This is a genomic window from Aeromicrobium sp. Leaf245, assembly GCF_942548115.1.
Classification (GTDB): Bacteria; Actinomycetota; Actinomycetes; order Propionibacteriales; family Nocardioidaceae; genus Aeromicrobium.
In genome coordinates this window covers 803,728-819,030 of sequence record NZ_OW824151.1, presented here as the reverse complement: position 1 = coordinate 819,030, position 15,303 = coordinate 803,728, and the positions used below count along the sequence as shown (strand labels likewise).

Below are 15,303 nucleotides of genomic sequence, written 5' to 3'. Positions count from 1 at the left end.
TCGCGCTCCGTCAGCGCCAGGCGGTCTGTCCGCCGTCGACGACGAAGCAGGCGCCCGTCGTCCACGCAGAGGCGTCGGAGGCCAGGAAGCACACGGCCTCCGCGACCTCGGCAGGCAGGCCGAACCGCTTCAGCACGTAGGTGTCGAGGGCGTCGGCCCGCGCAGCCGCCGGGTCGGCGGTGGAGGCGAGGATCCGGTCGGTCATGGCAGTCTCGATGGCGCCGGGCGCCACCGCGTTGCAGCGGATGCCACGCTCCGCCAGGTCGACCGCGGTGCTCCGCGTCAGCTGGACCAGACCGGCCTTGCTGGTCGTGTAGGCCGGGCTGGCCGCTGCACCCACGAGGCCCAGCTGCGAAGCCACGTTCACGATGCTGCCACCGTTCGGCATGCTCGAGGCGAGCTCGCGGGTCAGCAGGAAGGGCGCGGTCAGGTTGATCGCCATCACCAGGTTCCACAGGTCGAGCGACATCACGTCGACGGCGGTGTCGGCGGCGAGCACGCGTTCGTGCACCCCGGCAGCGTTGACCAGCACGTCGATCTCCCCGGCCCGGTCGACGGCTTCGCTCGCCAGCTGGACGACGGCGTCCGCCTCGCCCAGGTCGGCGGCCAGGACGACGGTCGCGGCGCCGGCGGCCTCGACCTGCGAGGCCACCGCCGACAGCTCGGCTCCCGGGCGGTCGGCCAGGAGGACGGACGCGGCACCGGCACCGGCCGCGGCGATCGCGACGGCGGCACCGATGCCGCCCGCGGCCCCGGTGACCAGGACGCGACGTCCGGCGAGTGAGGCGTCACTCATCGGCGCACCACATCGCCTCGGACCTCACGCCGCCACCTTCTTGCGCTTGCGGCGGCGCTCGGGGATCTTCGCCAGAGCGACTGCGAGGATGAGAGCCCCGCCGTAGAACAGCTGCTGGACGTAGGAGGCGGCGCCGAGGATCTGCAGACCGGTGATGCCACTGACGAGGAAGAACACCGCGATGAACGTGCCGACGGGGTTGAACCGACCCGGCTGCACGGCGGTCGATCCGAGGAAGCACGCCGCGAAGGCGGGCAGGAGGAAGCCGAGTCCCGACGTCGGGTCGGCGGCTCCCTGGCTGCCGGTGTAGATGATGCCGGCAAAGGACGCGATGACTGCGGCCCCGACCATCGCACCCCACTGGATGCGCGCCACCGGCACCCCGCTGAGGCGCGAGACCTCGGCGTTGCGGCCCACGAACAGCATGCGGCGACCGAGCGCGGTGAACACGAACAGGTAGGCCAGGAGGAGCGTCAGGACGACGCCGTACCAGAACCCCAGCGCGATGCCCGCGAAGCGGTAGTTCGCCGAGAGGTTGATGAGGGTCGAGCTGACACCCGAGTACGTCTGACCGTTGGAGATCGCCAACGCGAGGCCCTGGAGCACCGTGGCGATGCCGAGGGTCGCGATGAGGGAGTCGATGCCGAGCCCGACGATCAGGAAGCCGTTCACCATGCCGATGACGACGCCGACCGCCAGAACCACGAGGACCGCGACCCCGAGCGACAGTCCGGCCTCGACCTGCAGCACGGCGAGCAGCACGGAGGAGAACGCGAGGTTCGCCGCGACCGACAGGTCGAGGTTGCCCGTGACGAGCGGCAGCAGCAGTCCCAGCGCAAGCAGCAGGAGGACCGCCTGCGACCCGAAGATCGTCTGGAAGTTCGCCGCGCTCAGGTAGATGTCGGGACGTAGCGCACCGAACACCACGATGACGACCACCCAGGCGATGAGCAGCGCCCAGCGCTGTCCGAGGTCGCGCCAGCGCGGCCCGCCTCTCCGGGCGGCCGGCGGCGATGCCTCCGCCTGCTGGTCGGCCTTCTTCTTCTCCTCGGCCAGTGCGCTCATGCGGGTGTCCCCTCGTGCTGGTGCTGCGGTTCGGTGATGGTCGCGGTGTTGTAGACCTGCTCGACCAGGTGGTCCTTCTCGATGGCGTCGCCGCTCAGCTCCGCAGCGATCCTGCCGCGGGCGACCACCACCACGCGGTCGCAGATCCGGGCGAGCTGCTCGCAGTCGGAGCTGGCGCAGACCACGGCGGTGCGGCGCTCGCGAGCCGCGTCGAGCGCCGCGAAGATCTGCTCGCGAGCGCCCACGTCGACACCCTGCGTCGGCTCGTGCAGCAGGAGCACGTCGGGTTCGGTGGTGAGCCACTTCGCCATGAGGGCCTTCTGCTGGTTGCCGCCGCTGAGCGAGCCGTACATCGCCTCGGGCCTCGCGGGCCGGACGTCGTACTCCTCGATGAGGCGCACGCCGTCACGTCGAAGCGCGTCGCGACGCAACATCCAGGGACGGTGTCGGTCGATCGCCTGCATGGTGATGTTGTCCGCCAGCGTGAGGTCGCCGACTGCACCCTCGCGCTTGCGATCGCCCGGCACGAACGCCATCCCGGCCGAGAGCGCGGCCCGAGGGTCGAAGGACGACAGGTCGTGGTCGACGCCGCCCGCGCGCACGGTCCCCTCGGCGTCGGACAGCGCGCCGAACAAGGCGTACGGCACGTGCTCGAAGCCGGAACCGTTCAGGCCCGTCACGCCGAGCACCTCACCCTCGCGGACCTCGATGTCGATGCCGTCGAGCAGCGAGGTGCGCACGGACCTCGCGCCGAGGACCACGTCGCCGCGGCCGTCGTGCGCGCGGAGCTGGCCCTGGTGGCGAGCCAGCTGCTGCCCGACGATCATCGTGACGAGCTCCTCGTCGCTCACCTCGGCCGTGACGGCCGTGCCGGCGATGGCACCGTCCCGCAGGACGGTGACGTGCGACGTCAGCTCGCGGACCTCGTCGATGTCGTGAGAGACGAACAGGACGCTCGTCCCCTTCGACGCGACGCTGCGCACGAGCGCGAACAGGCGCTCGACGCCCTCGCGCGGCAGGAAGACGGTCGGCTCGTCGAGGACGAGCAGCCCGCGCCGGTCGCTCTCCTGGATGTGGTGGACCGCGCGGACGATGGCGAGCAGCGCCCGGTCCGTCGGCTCGAGCGAGGCCACCGAGGCCCGCGTGTCGACGTGCAGTCCGTGGCGCTCCAGCACCTCCTGCACCCGGGCCCGGTCCCGACGCCACCGCAGGTAGTACGAGCCCGAGCGGGCCGTCTGCGGCAGGAGGAAGTTGTCGAGGACGGTCATCTCCTCGATGAGGCCCAGGTCCTGGTGCACGAAGCTGAACCCGACGGCGGCGAAGTCCACGAGCGGAAGGCCCTGGGGGTCACCCTCGACGAGGACCTCGCCACCGTCCGGGTCGTAGGTTCCGCTCAGGACCTTGATGAGCGTCGACTTGCCCGAGCCGTTCTGGCCGAGCAGGCCGTGGATCTCCCCGTGTGCGATGGAGAGATCCACGCCCTTGAGCACCTGCACGCCGACGAACGACTTGGTGATGCCGCGGAGGACGACGTTCGCCTCGACGTCCGTGTGACCGAGCTGCACAGGTGCTCCCATCTCGATCAGCTCCCGGTCTGCCAGAGGTTCTCGTAACCCTCGACGTAGGCGTCGCCGTAGCCGTCCTCGTTGTTCGGCGGCGTGCCGGTCTCGTCGACGTTGGAGTCGTCGATGATGCGCAGCGGCGTCTTCTGGTCGCCGCCCTCGGTGGGCTCGACGCCCGAGAGGATGCGGAACGACTGGTCGACGACCGACCACGCGAGCCAGTTGATGCTCTCACCGACGTCCGCGGCGAGGATGTCGCCGTCCTGGATCTGCTTCACGTTGGCCGGAGTTCCGTTGTAGGCGGTCATCTTGACCGATCCACCCTTGCCGGCGGCCTGGATCGCGGCGATCGCCGGGACCGTCTGGTCGTCGTAGCTGGCCATGACCCAGTCGGTGTCGGGGTTCTTCACCAGGTAGGACTGCACCTCGGGCTTGATGTTGGTGCCCCACTGACCGACGGGCACGTCGATCACGCCGGGCTCGAGCTCGGGGCACAGCTCGGCGAACTCGTCCTTCATCCCCTTGAGGATGTGCTTGGACGCGAGGAGGTCGTTGGTGGTGATGATGAGTGGCTTCGCCTCGCAACCGGACTGCGCGACGACGTAGTCGGCCTGGAGCTGGCCCGAGCGGGCGAACGGCACCGTGGTGGTCGAGGCCAGCAGGTCCTTCACCGCGGCCGGGGGCTCCTCGCCGTCCTGGTAGGTGTGGGTGGCGATGACCGGGATGCCGGCGCGCTTGGCGCGCTGGAGCGCCGGGATGATCACCTCGGGGTTGATGCCGGAGTGCGCGATGATCAGGTCGGCCTTGACCTGGATGCCGTAGTCGATGCCCTTGGACCACTCCGTCGGCGTACCGCCGTTCTGGTAGTTGACCCACTTCACGCCGTACTTCTTCGCGACGCGCTCCATCTCCACGTCGACGGCCTTGACGTAGGGGATCTGCTCGGTGATCGGGACGTTGACGATCGTCTTGCCCTCGGCCTTCGTCACATCGAACGCCGGGGCGTCGAGGGTGAAGGTGGGGATGGCGGAGGCCTCGTCGACCTTGGCCTGCGCTGCCTTCTGGGCGTCGCTCTGCTCACCGCCGTCGGACGACGACGACGAGTCGGACGCCGTGCTGCACGCGGTCATCACGGCGGCGGACAGCAGCAGGGCCACGGCGGCACCACCGGTGCGACGCAGTCGGCCTGGAGTTCTTGGGGTCATGTCTCTCTCCTGATGGGGTGGGTCGACGTCGTCCGCGGCCGACGGCCGGGATGCGGCGTCCGTCCGGCCTGCACCGCGGGCGCGGCCGACCGTTCGTCCTTGGGCTCGTGGGCCCCCCGCCCTCGGGCTGCGGAGGAGGAGAGATGCCCGCCCGCTGGTGCGGCGAGACCACGGTGCAGCGACTCCGACATCTCTCCTCCTCTCTACGATGTATACGTATACAACTCGGTGACGCAGACCCTGTCAAGGGTTTTTGTGCCCTGCATCACGAACGTGACGGCGACGTCACGTGAACGTCACACGACGGAGCGCGCCTCGGTGATCCAGTCCGGCTCGACACCGTTGTGGCCCGCCGCGCGGACGTCACCGGACCGTGCGTGACCTTCGAACAGCTCCACTCGCGCCGCGCGACCGCAGAGCTCGCCCAGCGCCGCGCTCGAGGCCGGATCGGTGACCTCCTGGTAGGTGACGGTCTTGAGGTACTTGCCCACCCACAGGCCGCCGGTGTAGCGCGCACTGCCCCGCGTCGGCAGGGTGTGGTTGGTGCCGATGACCTTGTCGCCGTAGGACACGCAGGTGCCCTCCCCGAGGAACAGCGCGCCGTAGTTGCGCATCTCGGTCAGGGCTCGACGCGGCTCCTGCGTCAACACCTGGACGTGCTCGCTCGCGAAGCGGTCGGCCAGCGCGTAGGCCTCGGTGAGGGAGTCGACGACGATGACCTCGCCGTGGTCCCGCCAGGCCGGTCCCGCGTTGTCGTTGGTCGACATCCCGGGCAGCAGGCGCTCGACGTGCGCGATGACCTCCTCGCCCAGCTCGCGGCTGGTGGTGATGAGCACGGCCGGCGAGTCCGGGCCGTGCTCGGCCTGGCTCAGGAGGTCGACGGCCACCACGAACGGGTTCGCGTGGTCGTCCGCGATGACCAGGATCTCCGTGGGCCCGGCGAAGAGGTCGATGCCGACCTCCCCGTAGAGCTGACGCTTGGCCTCGGCCACGTAGGCGTTGCCGGGACCGGCCAGCATGTCGACCTTGCCGATGGTCTCGGTGCCGATGGCCATCGCAGCCACGGCCTGGACGCCGCCGAGCAGGTAGATCTCGTCCGCACCGGCGAGCGCCATCGCGGCGATCGTGGGAGCAGGCACCTCGCCACGGATCGGCGGCGTGCAGGCGGTGGTCCGCTCCACTCCGGCGACCTTGGCGGTCACGACGGTCATGTGCGCCGAGGCGAGCAGCGGGTAGCGACCACCTGGGACGTAGGCGCCTGCCGCCTCGACCGGGACGTGCTTCTGGCCGAGGAGGACGCCCGGCATGGTCTCGACCTCGAACTCCTTCATCGAGTCGAGCTGGTGCTGCGCGAACTCGCGGACGTTGGCCTGCACCGTCACGATGTCGTCGCGGACCTGCTGCGGGACCGAGGAGACGATGCGGTCGATCTCCTCGGCCGAGAGCCTGAAGCTCTCGGGCTCCCAGGAGTCGAACTTCGCCGACAGCTCACGCACGGCGGCGTCGCCGCGGGTGCGCACGTCCTCGATGATCGAGGCGACGGTCTGGGAGACGACGAGGTCGCGGGTGCCGGCCGACGCGTCGCTGCCGGTGGGCTTCTTGAGGTGTTCCATGGGGGTGCTCCGTTCGGTGAGCGGCGGGCGCCGCGGCGGGGTGGGAGGTGTCGGTTCGGGGCTAGGAGGTAGCGGCGAGCGAGCGCAGGTGCTCGAGGACCTCGTCGAGGCTGCGGACGTCGGCGTACTTGGCGTCGAGGTCGAACAGGGCCGCGTCGTGCGGGCCGGCCGCGCGGTCGCCGACCGCCTCCCGGACCACGATCGGCACGAAGCCCGACTGGATGGCGTCGAGGCTGCTCGCCCGGACGCAGCCGCTCGTGCTCAGGCCGGCGACGATGACGCTGTCGACGCCCATCTCCTCGAGCGTCTCCTTCAGGCCGGTCCCGAAGAACGCGCTGGCGAACTTCTTGCGGATGACGAGCTCGCCGTCACGCGGCGCGAGCTCGTCGCAGATCTCGCCCGCCTCGGTGTCGCCGACGAAGTTCTGCAGCGCACGCACCTTGCGGAAGAACGGGCCGCCCTCGGTGGGGTCCTCGTAGTGCACGACCGTGTACAGCACCGGCACGTCGGACTCCCTGGCCGTCTCGACGAGCGTCGTCGCGGCGGCCAGGGCGTCCTCCACCCCGGCGTAGAGGGGGTTGCCGGGGGTCAGGTAGGCCTTGACGAAGTCGACGACCAGGACGGCCGGCCGCTCACCGAAGCCCAGACGCTGGTTGAAGCCGGACTGGCGGTAGTCCTCGTCGAGCGCGTTCATGCGGAGGCTCCGTCCCGACCGGCGGACGAGGCGGCGACCTGCACCGGCGGCACGAGGCCGTCGGGGAGGGCGCCGAAGTCGAAGCCGAGCGCACCGGTCCGTGACGCGGCGAGCTCCTCGCGCAGCACCGCCGTCGCCTCCGGGTCGCCGGCGACGACGCCGTACTCGGCGCGGGCCGCTTCCTTCGACACGAGCCCGCGGGCGATGTCCTGCTCCACGGCGGCCACCGGCCGCTGCAGCGGATCTCCCCAGCCACCGGCTCCGGCGGTGCGGAAGACCAGGCGGTCGCCCGGCTCGACCTTGATGTTGTCGCGCTTGGAGGGCAGCTCCTCGCGGGTGCCGTCGGCGCGCACGATCAGCTTGGAGGAGCTCCCGCCGGCTCGTCCGCCGCCGATGCCCCACGGCTGCAGGGTCGCACGGTCGTCGTTGACGCCCACGAAGCCCGGGCGACGGAACAGGTACTCCCGCTCGATCCCGGCGCCGCCACGGTGGAGACCGGCTCCGCCGGAGTCGGTGACCGGCTCGTAGCGCATGGCGACCAGGGGGTAGTTCGTCTCCATGTACTCCGCCGGGGTGCTTCGGAACTCCGGCCACCAGGAGTGACCGTCGAGGCCGTCGCCGGCCTTGCGGCCGGGCAGCCCGCCGAACAGCAGCTCGGTCATCTGGAAGTACTCGCCGTCCTCGGCGTAGCCGGAGTAGACGAGGTGCGGGCTGGTGCCGTAGCCCGCGCCCATCGAGAGGTCGGGGGCCTTCTGGCCGAGCGCACCGGAGATGCAGTCGAACAGCCGGGTGTGGACGTTGAGCCGGTTGGACAGCGGGGCGGGGAAGTTCGGGTTGAGCAGCGAGCCCTCGGGCAGCGTGACCTCGAAGACGCTGTTGTAGCCGTCGTTGAAGAGGATGCTCGAGTCGAACGCCATGATCATGTAGACGCCGAAGAACAGCTTGCAGAGGTTCTCGTGGATGAGGAAGTTGATCGAGCCCGGAGCCTGCGGGTCGGTGCCCGTCCAGTCGAAGTAGGCCGTGTCGCCCTCGCGCCAGACCGTGAGCTGCAGCTTGAACGGACCGTTGCCCGCGCCGTCGTCGTCGACCCAGTCCCAGAAGACGACCTTCTCCTCGGGGACGTACTTGCGGATCAGCGTGATCATGGCGACGCGCGTGCGCTCGAGCAGCGCGTCGCAGGCCGCCGAGTAGGTCGGCTGGCCGTGACGGTCGCAGAGCTCGACGACGCGGCTCGCGGCACGCTGGCAGGCGCCGATCAGGCCCATGATGTCGCTGCGAACGATGTCGGGGACGCGCGTGTTGTTGAGGATCAGCGCAACGACCCCCTCGTTCAGCACGCCGCCCTCGACGATCTTGACCGGCGGGATGCGCAGGCCCTCGTCCCAGATGGAGTGCGAGTCGGCCGTCTGCGTGCCGGGCGAGGTGCCGCCGATGTCCAGCACGTGTCCGAACTGGCTCGCGTAGCCCACCAGGCGCTCGCCGTGGAAGATCGGGACGATCACGAGGATGTCGTTGGTGTGCGAGATCGAGCCGCGGCACAGGTACGGGTCGTTGAGGATGTAGGCATCACCCGGTGCGACCGTGTCGAAGCGCGCCACGACGTCGGGGATGTAGGAGCCGAACTGGCCCACGATCATCTGGCCGCGCTCGTTGGCGATCATCGGGAACTCGTCGTGCTGCTCGCGGATCGACGACGACATGGCCGAGCGCCGCAGCACCTCGTCCATCTCGATGCGGATGTTCTTGAGCGAGTTCTCGATCAGGTCGAGGGTGACCGGGTCGATGGCGGACGTCGTGGTCATCGGGACTCCTCGAGCAGCAGGTTGAAGAAGGTGTCGACGCGCGCGCGGTGCCCGGGGAGCACCAGCACGGTCGAGTCGTACTGGGTGATGACGGCCTTGCCCTCGACGCACATGCCCGGCTGGAGCAGGGCGCGGTCGTAGATCGGCACGTCCTGCAGGGCACCGTCGACCCACGACGGCTGGCTGCCGACCCGCGCGGCGGACGCGTCGGGAGCGACCTCGGTGCCGGGCTCCAGGTCGACCTTCTCGGTGCGGCCGATGCCACGCGAACGGACCGTGACGACCTCGACGCTCGCCGGGAGCTCGAAGCCGTAGAGCCGGACGTGCTCCTCGTGGAAGCGGCGGGTCAGGTCGTCCAGCTCGAGGGTCGCGGCGGTGTCGGCGTCGATCTCGACGGTGATCTCGTACCCCTGGCGGCGATACCGCATGTCGAAGACGTAGCGGACGCTGCGGTCGGCGGCGGGGACGCCCTCCTCCTCGAGCCACGCGTCAGCGCGGCCGCCGAGCTCGGCGAGCGTCGCGCGCAGGGCCTGGACGTCGATCGACTCGACCGGCGAGAGGTAGGCCTGCGCGAACTCGTTCTGCACGTCGGCGACGACGAACCCGACTGCCGACAGCACGCCGGCCTCCGGCGGGATGATCACCGGGAAGCAGCCGAGCTCGGCGGCGAGCGCGTTGGCCTGCAGGCCCCCCGCGCCGCCGAAGGACAGCAGCGAGAACTCCCGCGGGTTGAGGCCGCGCTGCACCGTCACGGCGCGCAGCGCGCCGAGCATGTTGCCGTTGACGATGTCGATGACGGCCTGAGCCGCACTGTGCACGTCCACGCCCATCTCGGCGGCGAGCGGCTCGTGCGCCTTCATCGCGGCGTCGGCGTCGAGCGTCATGTCCCCGCCGAGCAGGGTGGTCGGCAGGTGGCCGAGCACCAGGTTGGCGTCGGTGACGGTCGGCAGCGTGCCGCCGCGGCCGTAGCAGGCCGGCCCCGGCTGGGCGCCCGCGCTCTCCGGACCCACGCGCAGGCCGCCGGTGACCTCGGAGACGTTCGCGATCGATCCGCCGCCGGCGCCGATCGTCTCGACGTTGATGGCGGGGGCGCGCACGGGGAAGGCCGCGACCTTGGTCTCGCGCGTCACCTCGGGCACGCCGCCCACGCAGACCGCGACGTCGGAGGACGTCCCGCCCATGTCGAAGGTGATGATCTTGTCGAACCCGGCGCGCTGGGCCACGTACGCGGCACCGTTGACGCCACCGGACGGTCCGGACAGCGCCGTCTGGATCGGGTGCTCCTGGGCGCCGCCGACCGACATGAGGCCGCCGTCGGAGCGGACGACCTGCAGGCTCGCGCTCACGGGGACGTCGCGCAGGGCCGTGTCGAGCGTCGACAGGTACCGCTGCATCACGGGGCCCAGGTAGGAGTTGAGCACGGTCGTGACCGCACGCTCGTACTCGCGGAACTCCGGGCTGACGTCGCTCGACAGCGAGACCGGGATGTCGACGCCGAGGTCGGCGAGCACCTTGCCGGCGATCTTCGCGACCTGCTCCTCGTGGGCCGGGTGGGCGTAGGCGTGCATCAGCGAGATGGTCAGGGCCTCGATGCCCTCGTCGACAAGCTCGCGCACCTTCTGCTGGACGTCGGCCTCGTCGAGCTCGAGGATCACCTCGCCGTCGGCGGTGATGCGCTCCTCGAGGGCACGCACTCGCTCGAAGGGGACCACGGGCTCCGGCGGGGCGTAGTTGAAGAAGCCGAAGAGCGGACCGGGCGTCCAGCTGTCGGCGAGGTGCAGGATGTTGCGCCAGCCGTGGCTCGTGAGCAGGCCGACCCGCGAGCCCTTGTCCTCGAGCAGCGCGTTGGTCGCGACGGTCGTGCCGTGCAGCACGGCGTCGAGCTGCTGCGGCTCCAGGCCCGCCTTCGCGCAGATCTCCTGGATGCCGCGGATGACGCCCTCGGCCTGGTTGCCCGGCGTCGACGGTGTCTTGGCGAGCCAGAACCGGGAGCTCTCGGAGTCGTGCAGGAAGAGGTCGGTGAAGGTGCCTCCGACGTCCACGCCGATGCGCAAGGTCATGTCTGTTCAGCTCCTGTGTCGTCCCGGTGGGGAGGGGTGGTCATGGTGCGGTCGACGAGGCGAGGACCTCGCGCACGTCGACGAGGTGTCCGTGGAGGGCCGCGGCGGCGGCCATGGTCGGGGAGACGAGGTGCGTGCGCCCTCCGGCGCCCTGACGACCCTCGAAGTTGCGGTTGGAGGTCGACGCGCACCGCTGGCCGGCCGACAGGCGGTCGTCGTTGATCCCGACGCACATCGAGCAACCGGGCGTGCGCCAGGAGAGCCCGGCGGCCTCGAAGACCTCGCCGAGGCCCTCCTCCTCGGCCTGGCGACGGACCGCCGCGGAGCCCGGGACGACCATCGCCTCGACGCCGGGGGCGACGTGACGACCGCGCAGCACGTCGGCCGCGGCGCGCAGGTCCTCGATGCGGCCGTTCGTGCACGAGCCGATGAACACCCGGTCGATCGCGACGTCCTGGAGCGCCTCGCCCCCCTGCAGTCCCATGTACTCCAGGGCGCGACGCGCGGCGTCGGGGTCGGGCTGATCGTCCGGCAGCGGCACGCGCGACGTGACGGGCACGCTCATGGCGGGCGTCGTGCCCCAGCTGACCATGGGCACGACGGAGGTGGCGTCGACGTGGCGCATCGCGTCGAAGGCCGCGTCGGGATCGCTGCGCAGTTCGGCCCAGGTGGCGACGAGCTCGTCGAGACCCTGGTCCATCGCCGCCACGAACGGGCGGTCGCGCAGGTAGGCGTACGTGGTCTCGTCCGGCGCGACCATGCCGATCCGACCACCCATCTCGATGGTCATGTTGCACAGGGTCATGCGACCCTCCATCGACAACCGGCTGACGGTGTCGCCGCGGTACTCGACCGCGTAGCCCGCGGCGCCGCCCGTGCCGAGCTCGTGCATCAGGGTCAGGGCCAGGTCCTTGGCGGTGACGCCGGGGCCGAGCTCGCCGCTCACCTCGACGAGGAGCGTGCGGGGCCGCTGCTGGGGGAGGCATTGGGTGGCGAGGACGTGGGCGATCTCCGAGGTCCCGATGCCGAACGCCAGGGCGCCGAACGCGCCGTGCGTGGAGGTGTGGCTGTCGCCGCAGACGATCGTCATCCCCGGCTGCGTGAGGCCCAGCTCTGGGCCGATCACGTGGACGATGCCCTGACGGGGGTCACCGACGCCGTACAGCGGGACGCCGAAGTCCTCGCAGTTCTGCGTCAGGGTCTCGACCTGCAGGCGTGCCGTGTCGTCGGCGAGCGCGAGCCCACGGCCCAGTGTCGGCACCGCGTGGTCGGCGGTCGCCAGGGTCAGGTCCGGGCGCCGCACCGGTCGGCCGTCGAGCCGCAGCTGGCTGAACGCCTGCGGGCTCGAGACCTCCTGCACGAGGTGCAGGTCGACGTAGAGCAGGTCGGCCTCACCCGGCGCGGACCGAACCACGTGCTGGTCCCAGACCTTGTCGAAGAGGGTGCCGGTCATCAGTACATCACCAGCCCGGAGGAGACGTTGACGTCCTCACCGGTGATCGCGGATGCCGCGTCGCTGGCGAGGAAGACGACGGTAGCCGCCACGTCCTCGGCGGTGGTGAACCGCTTGAGCGGGGTGCCGTCGAGCAGCTCCTCGCGGACGGTGGCCACGTCGGAGCCGAGCGCCGTCGCCTGGTTCTCGATGACCCACTCGAGCCGCTCGCCCGCGACGAACCCCGGCGAGACCACGTTCGCGCGAACGCCGTGCTCGCCGAGGTCGAGGGCGAGCGTCCGGCACAGACCGACCATCGCGAGCTTGGTGGCGGCGTACGGGGCCCGGTGCAGCAGTGGACGCTTCCCCGTCATGGAGCCGATCACCAGCACGACGCCCCGGCCGGCCTCGACCATGTGGGGCGTGGCCGCGCGGATCGACAGGAAGGTGCCGGTGAGGTTGACGTCGACGACGTCGTCCCACTGCTCGTCGGTGACCGACCACAGGGCCGCCGACGGACCACCGACGCCGCTGTTGCACACGAGCACGTCGAGCGCGCCGAAGGACTCGACGACCTGGGCGAAGGCGGGCGCGACCTGCTCACGCACGGACAGGTCGAGCGCGACGGCGAGTCCCTCGCCGCCACGGGCGACGATGTCGTCGACCGTGCCCTGCGCGTCCTCGACCCGGCGCGCCGTGACGGCGACACGCGCCCCGGCCTCGGCCGCCGCCAGGGCGATCTCGCGGCCGATGCCACGAGCGCCACCGGTGACCACCGCGACGCGACCCGCCAGAGGGGCGGTGTGCGGTTGGTCCTCACGCATGCGGTCTCCCGTCTCAGTGGGCGGCTGCCGCCCTGGATCCGGATGTTCCGGTCCTTCGCTCGGTGTCTGTATACGTATACAAGCATCGTGCTGCCGCGTCGTCAACGCTTTCGCGAGACAATCTCACAGAGCGACGAAGGGGTGGAGCCCACGTGGCTGAATACGTATACTCGACCGCGACCGCCGACGCCGAGCACCGGCGGCCCACGCCCCATCTTCTCCCCGACGACAGGACCGCCATGACGACGACGCCCCGCACCAGCCCCGGCGACACCCTGCGGGGCCTCCTCGACCGCGACGGGGTCCTCGCGGCACCCGGCGGCGGCACGCCCTTGGAGGCGCACTGCGCCGCGGCGGCCGGCTTCGAGGCCTTCTACCTCAGCGGGTACGCCGTGGCGGCGTGGCGCCACGGCCAGCCCGACCTCGGCGTCACCGGCATGACCGACGTCGTCGACGCGGTCGCGGCCATCACGACGAGCACGCCCGTCTCGGTCATCGTCGACGCCGACACCGGCTACGGCGACGTCACCGCCGTCGCGGCCACCGTGCGCCGCCTGGAGCAGGCCGGCGCCGCGGCGGTGCAGATCGAGGACCAGGTCGCGCCCAAGCGGTGCGGCCACATGCAGGGCAAGGAGGTCATCCCGGTCCTGCAGATGGAGCGCAAGGTCGCCGCCGCCGTGCGGACCCGCGCCGACGCCCTCGTCATCGCCCGGACGGACGCGCTGGGCCCGCTCGGCGTCGACGAGGCGATCGAGCGGGGCAAGCGCTACCACGACCTCGGTGTCGACGCCGTCTTCGTCGACGCGCCCGAGAGCCGCGAGCACCTGGAGCGCATCGCCACCGAGATCCCGGGCCGGCTGATCGTGAACCTCACCGAGTCCGGCCGCACCCCCATCCTGCCGCTCGAGGAGATCGACGCGATGGGCTACGCGATCGCGCTGTACCCCACGGCCGCGCTCCGGCTCGCGGGGCGCGTCATCTCCGAGCTCTACGCCGGGATCCGCGACGCGGGGTCGACCGCCGCGTGGCAGCCGCAGATGATGAGCCTCGACGAGATGAACGCCCTGATGGGCCAGGGTCGCGTCGACGACCTCGAGGCGGCCGTCCTCACCCAGCTGCCCGAGCGGGGCTGACCCGCCCGGGCCCGGCCCGGCACGCGGCACCCACCCGGTGGGCGCCGATCGGGCAGCGGCCGCTCAGACGAGCGCGCGCTCGGGGACCGGCACCCAACCCGTGGAGTCGCGCACGACCAGCTCGCTGACGAAACGCTGATGCGTCGACGGACGCCGCGGGCTGTCGATGCGCTCGAGGAGCAGGTGCACACCCACGCGCACCATCTCCTCGACCGGCTGGCGAGCGGTGCTGAGGCTGAACGCCTCCCAGGAGGCCATGTCGACGTCGTCGTACCCGACGATCCACAGGTCGTCGGGCACGACGATGCCGGCGGCACGGGCCGCGTCGAGGGCGCCGAAGGCGCTGAGGTCGTTGCTGCAGAAGACTGCCGTGGGCGGGTCGGGGTGCTCGAACATTCGCTGCAACGCCTCGTAGCCGCCGCGGTGGGAGAAGCGGCCGTCCATGACGAACTCCGACGGGATCTCCACACCGTGCGCCGCCGCACCCCGCACGAAGCCGACCCTCCGGTCGTGGGCGGTGCTCGCGTCGGGCGAGCCCGTGATGAGGCCGGCCCGGACCCTGCCGTTGACGGCGAAGTAGTGCGCCACCCGCGAGGAGACCGACGCGTTGTCGGAGTCGACCTGGTCGCAGCGCACCCCCTCGACGATGCGGTTGACGAGCACGAGCGGGGCCCCGGCGTCCAGCGCGGTGCGCAGGGCGGTGGAGGTGCTCGTGGCCGTGGTGAAGATGAGGCCGTCGACCATCTTCTGGCCGATCGCCTGGATGGCGCCCTTCTCCCCCGCTCCCTGGGAGTCCCACAGGATCATCCGCAGGTCCAGGCTGTCGAGGGTGCGCGACAGGGACTCGATGACCTCGGGGTAGAACGGGTTGGTGACGCGGTCCACGACCACACCGATCGTGCCGCTGCGCTTGAGCCGCATGGCCCGCGCTGCGAAGTTCAGCTCGTAGCCGAGCTCCTCGGCGGCCTTGATGACACGGGCCCGGATCTCCTCGGAGACGCCCGCGGCGCCCGACAGCGTTCGCGAGACCGTCGCCTGGGACACGCCCGCGGCCGACGCCACGTCCCTGCTGGTGACCACGTGGACCCCGTGCCTCTCGTCGGCCTGACCGTCTGAC

General features: G+C 70.9%; 12 protein-coding genes. 1 reads left to right on the top strand and 11 read right to left on the bottom strand.

Going from position 1 to position 15,303, the window contains the following annotated elements:
• Nucleotides 1–10: 10 nt before the first annotated feature.
• The 10 genes from NBW76_RS04040 to NBW76_RS03995 all read right to left on the bottom strand — a co-directional run bounded on the left by NBW76_RS04040 (nucleotide 11) and on the right by NBW76_RS03995 (nucleotide 13,053).
• Entirely contained in the window at nucleotides 11–796 is a 786-nt protein-coding gene (locus NBW76_RS04040; protein WP_056556309.1) for an SDR family NAD(P)-dependent oxidoreductase, read from the bottom strand.
• 24 nt (nucleotides 797–820) lie between these two features.
• A complete protein-coding gene (locus NBW76_RS04035) occupies nucleotides 821–1,861 on the bottom strand; it encodes an ABC transporter permease (RefSeq protein ID WP_055963350.1) in 1,041 nt (346 codons plus the stop codon).
• Nucleotides 1,858–3,438 (bottom strand): sugar ABC transporter ATP-binding protein, encoded by a 1,581-nt coding sequence (locus NBW76_RS04030; protein ID WP_082480329.1) that lies wholly within the window; start codon nucleotides 3,436–3,438, stop codon nucleotides 1,858–1,860. The genes NBW76_RS04035 and NBW76_RS04030 overlap by 4 nt, the downstream gene beginning before the upstream one ends.
• A 5-nt stretch (nucleotides 3,439–3,443) precedes the next feature.
• Nucleotides 3,444–4,628 (bottom strand): sugar ABC transporter substrate-binding protein, encoded by a 1,185-nt coding sequence (locus NBW76_RS04025; RefSeq protein WP_055963343.1) that lies wholly within the window; start codon nucleotides 4,626–4,628, stop codon nucleotides 3,444–3,446.
• 296 nt (nucleotides 4,629–4,924) lie between these two features.
• Nucleotides 4,925–6,241, bottom strand: a complete 1,317-nt coding sequence (gene hisD / locus NBW76_RS04020; protein ID WP_056556312.1) for a histidinol dehydrogenase — start codon at nucleotides 6,239–6,241, stop codon at nucleotides 4,925–4,927.
• Between the two features lie 61 nt (nucleotides 6,242–6,302).
• On the bottom strand, nucleotides 6,303–6,935 hold the full coding sequence (locus NBW76_RS04015; RefSeq protein WP_055963337.1) for an isochorismatase family protein: 633 nt from the start codon (nucleotides 6,933–6,935) through the stop codon (nucleotides 6,303–6,305).
• Nucleotides 6,932–8,737 (bottom strand): hydantoinase B/oxoprolinase family protein, encoded by a 1,806-nt coding sequence (locus NBW76_RS04010; RefSeq protein ID WP_082480331.1) that lies wholly within the window; start codon nucleotides 8,735–8,737, stop codon nucleotides 6,932–6,934. The genes NBW76_RS04015 and NBW76_RS04010 overlap by 4 nt, the downstream gene beginning before the upstream one ends.
• Nucleotides 8,734–10,797, bottom strand: a complete 2,064-nt coding sequence (locus tag NBW76_RS04005) for a hydantoinase/oxoprolinase family protein (protein WP_055963334.1) — start codon at nucleotides 10,795–10,797, stop codon at nucleotides 8,734–8,736. The genes NBW76_RS04010 and NBW76_RS04005 overlap by 4 nt, the downstream gene beginning before the upstream one ends.
• A gap of 40 nt (nucleotides 10,798–10,837) precedes the next feature.
• Nucleotides 10,838–12,250 (bottom strand): 3-isopropylmalate dehydratase large subunit, encoded by a 1,413-nt coding sequence (gene leuC / locus NBW76_RS04000; RefSeq protein ID WP_055963331.1) that lies wholly within the window; start codon nucleotides 12,248–12,250, stop codon nucleotides 10,838–10,840.
• Nucleotides 12,250–13,053: an SDR family NAD(P)-dependent oxidoreductase gene (locus NBW76_RS03995; RefSeq protein ID WP_056556314.1), complete on the bottom strand. Its 804-nt coding sequence runs from the start codon at nucleotides 13,051–13,053 to the stop codon at nucleotides 12,250–12,252. Before NBW76_RS03995 ends, leuC begins: the two co-directional genes overlap by 1 nt.
• A 239-nt stretch (nucleotides 13,054–13,292) precedes the next feature.
• Here NBW76_RS03995 and NBW76_RS03990 point away from each other — a divergent pair, with 239 nt between their 5' ends.
• Nucleotides 13,293–14,186 carry an oxaloacetate decarboxylase gene (locus NBW76_RS03990; RefSeq protein WP_055963325.1) on the top strand — a complete coding sequence of 298 codons (894 nt, stop codon included), beginning with the start codon at nucleotides 13,293–13,295 and terminating at the stop codon, nucleotides 14,184–14,186.
• A gap of 63 nt (nucleotides 14,187–14,249) precedes the next feature.
• On the opposite strand, the gene NBW76_RS03985 is transcribed toward NBW76_RS03990, so the two are convergent.
• Nucleotides 14,250–15,266, bottom strand: coding sequence for a LacI family DNA-binding transcriptional regulator (locus tag NBW76_RS03985; protein ID WP_055963322.1), 1,017 nt, complete (start codon nucleotides 15,264–15,266; stop codon nucleotides 14,250–14,252).
• Nucleotides 15,267–15,303 lie beyond the last annotated feature (37 nt).

Coding starts and splice junctions, on each gene's coding strand:
- NBW76_RS03990 (WP_055963325.1), top strand. CDS start 13,293: ATGACGACGACGCCCCGCACCAGCCCCGGCGACACCCTGCGGGGCCTC.
- NBW76_RS04040 (WP_056556309.1), bottom strand. CDS start 796: ATGAGTGACGCCTCACTCGCCGGACGTCGCGTCCTGGTCACCGGGGCC.
- NBW76_RS04010 (WP_082480331.1), bottom strand. CDS start 8,737: ATGACCACGACGTCCGCCATCGACCCGGTCACCCTCGACCTGATCGAG.
- NBW76_RS04025 (WP_055963343.1), bottom strand. CDS start 4,628: ATGACCCCAAGAACTCCAGGCCGACTGCGTCGCACCGGTGGTGCCGCC.
- NBW76_RS04030 (WP_082480329.1), bottom strand. CDS start 3,438: ATGGGAGCACCTGTGCAGCTCGGTCACACGGACGTCGAGGCGAACGTC.
- NBW76_RS03995 (WP_056556314.1), bottom strand. CDS start 13,053: ATGCGTGAGGACCAACCGCACACCGCCCCTCTGGCGGGTCGCGTCGCG.
- hisD (WP_056556312.1), bottom strand. CDS start 6,241: ATGGAACACCTCAAGAAGCCCACCGGCAGCGACGCGTCGGCCGGCACC.
- NBW76_RS04015 (WP_055963337.1), bottom strand. CDS start 6,935: ATGAACGCGCTCGACGAGGACTACCGCCAGTCCGGCTTCAACCAGCGT.
- leuC (WP_055963331.1), bottom strand. CDS start 12,250: ATGACCGGCACCCTCTTCGACAAGGTCTGGGACCAGCACGTGGTTCGG.
- NBW76_RS04005 (WP_055963334.1), bottom strand. CDS start 10,797: ATGACCTTGCGCATCGGCGTGGACGTCGGAGGCACCTTCACCGACCTC.
- NBW76_RS04035 (WP_055963350.1), bottom strand. CDS start 1,861: ATGAGCGCACTGGCCGAGGAGAAGAAGAAGGCCGACCAGCAGGCGGAG.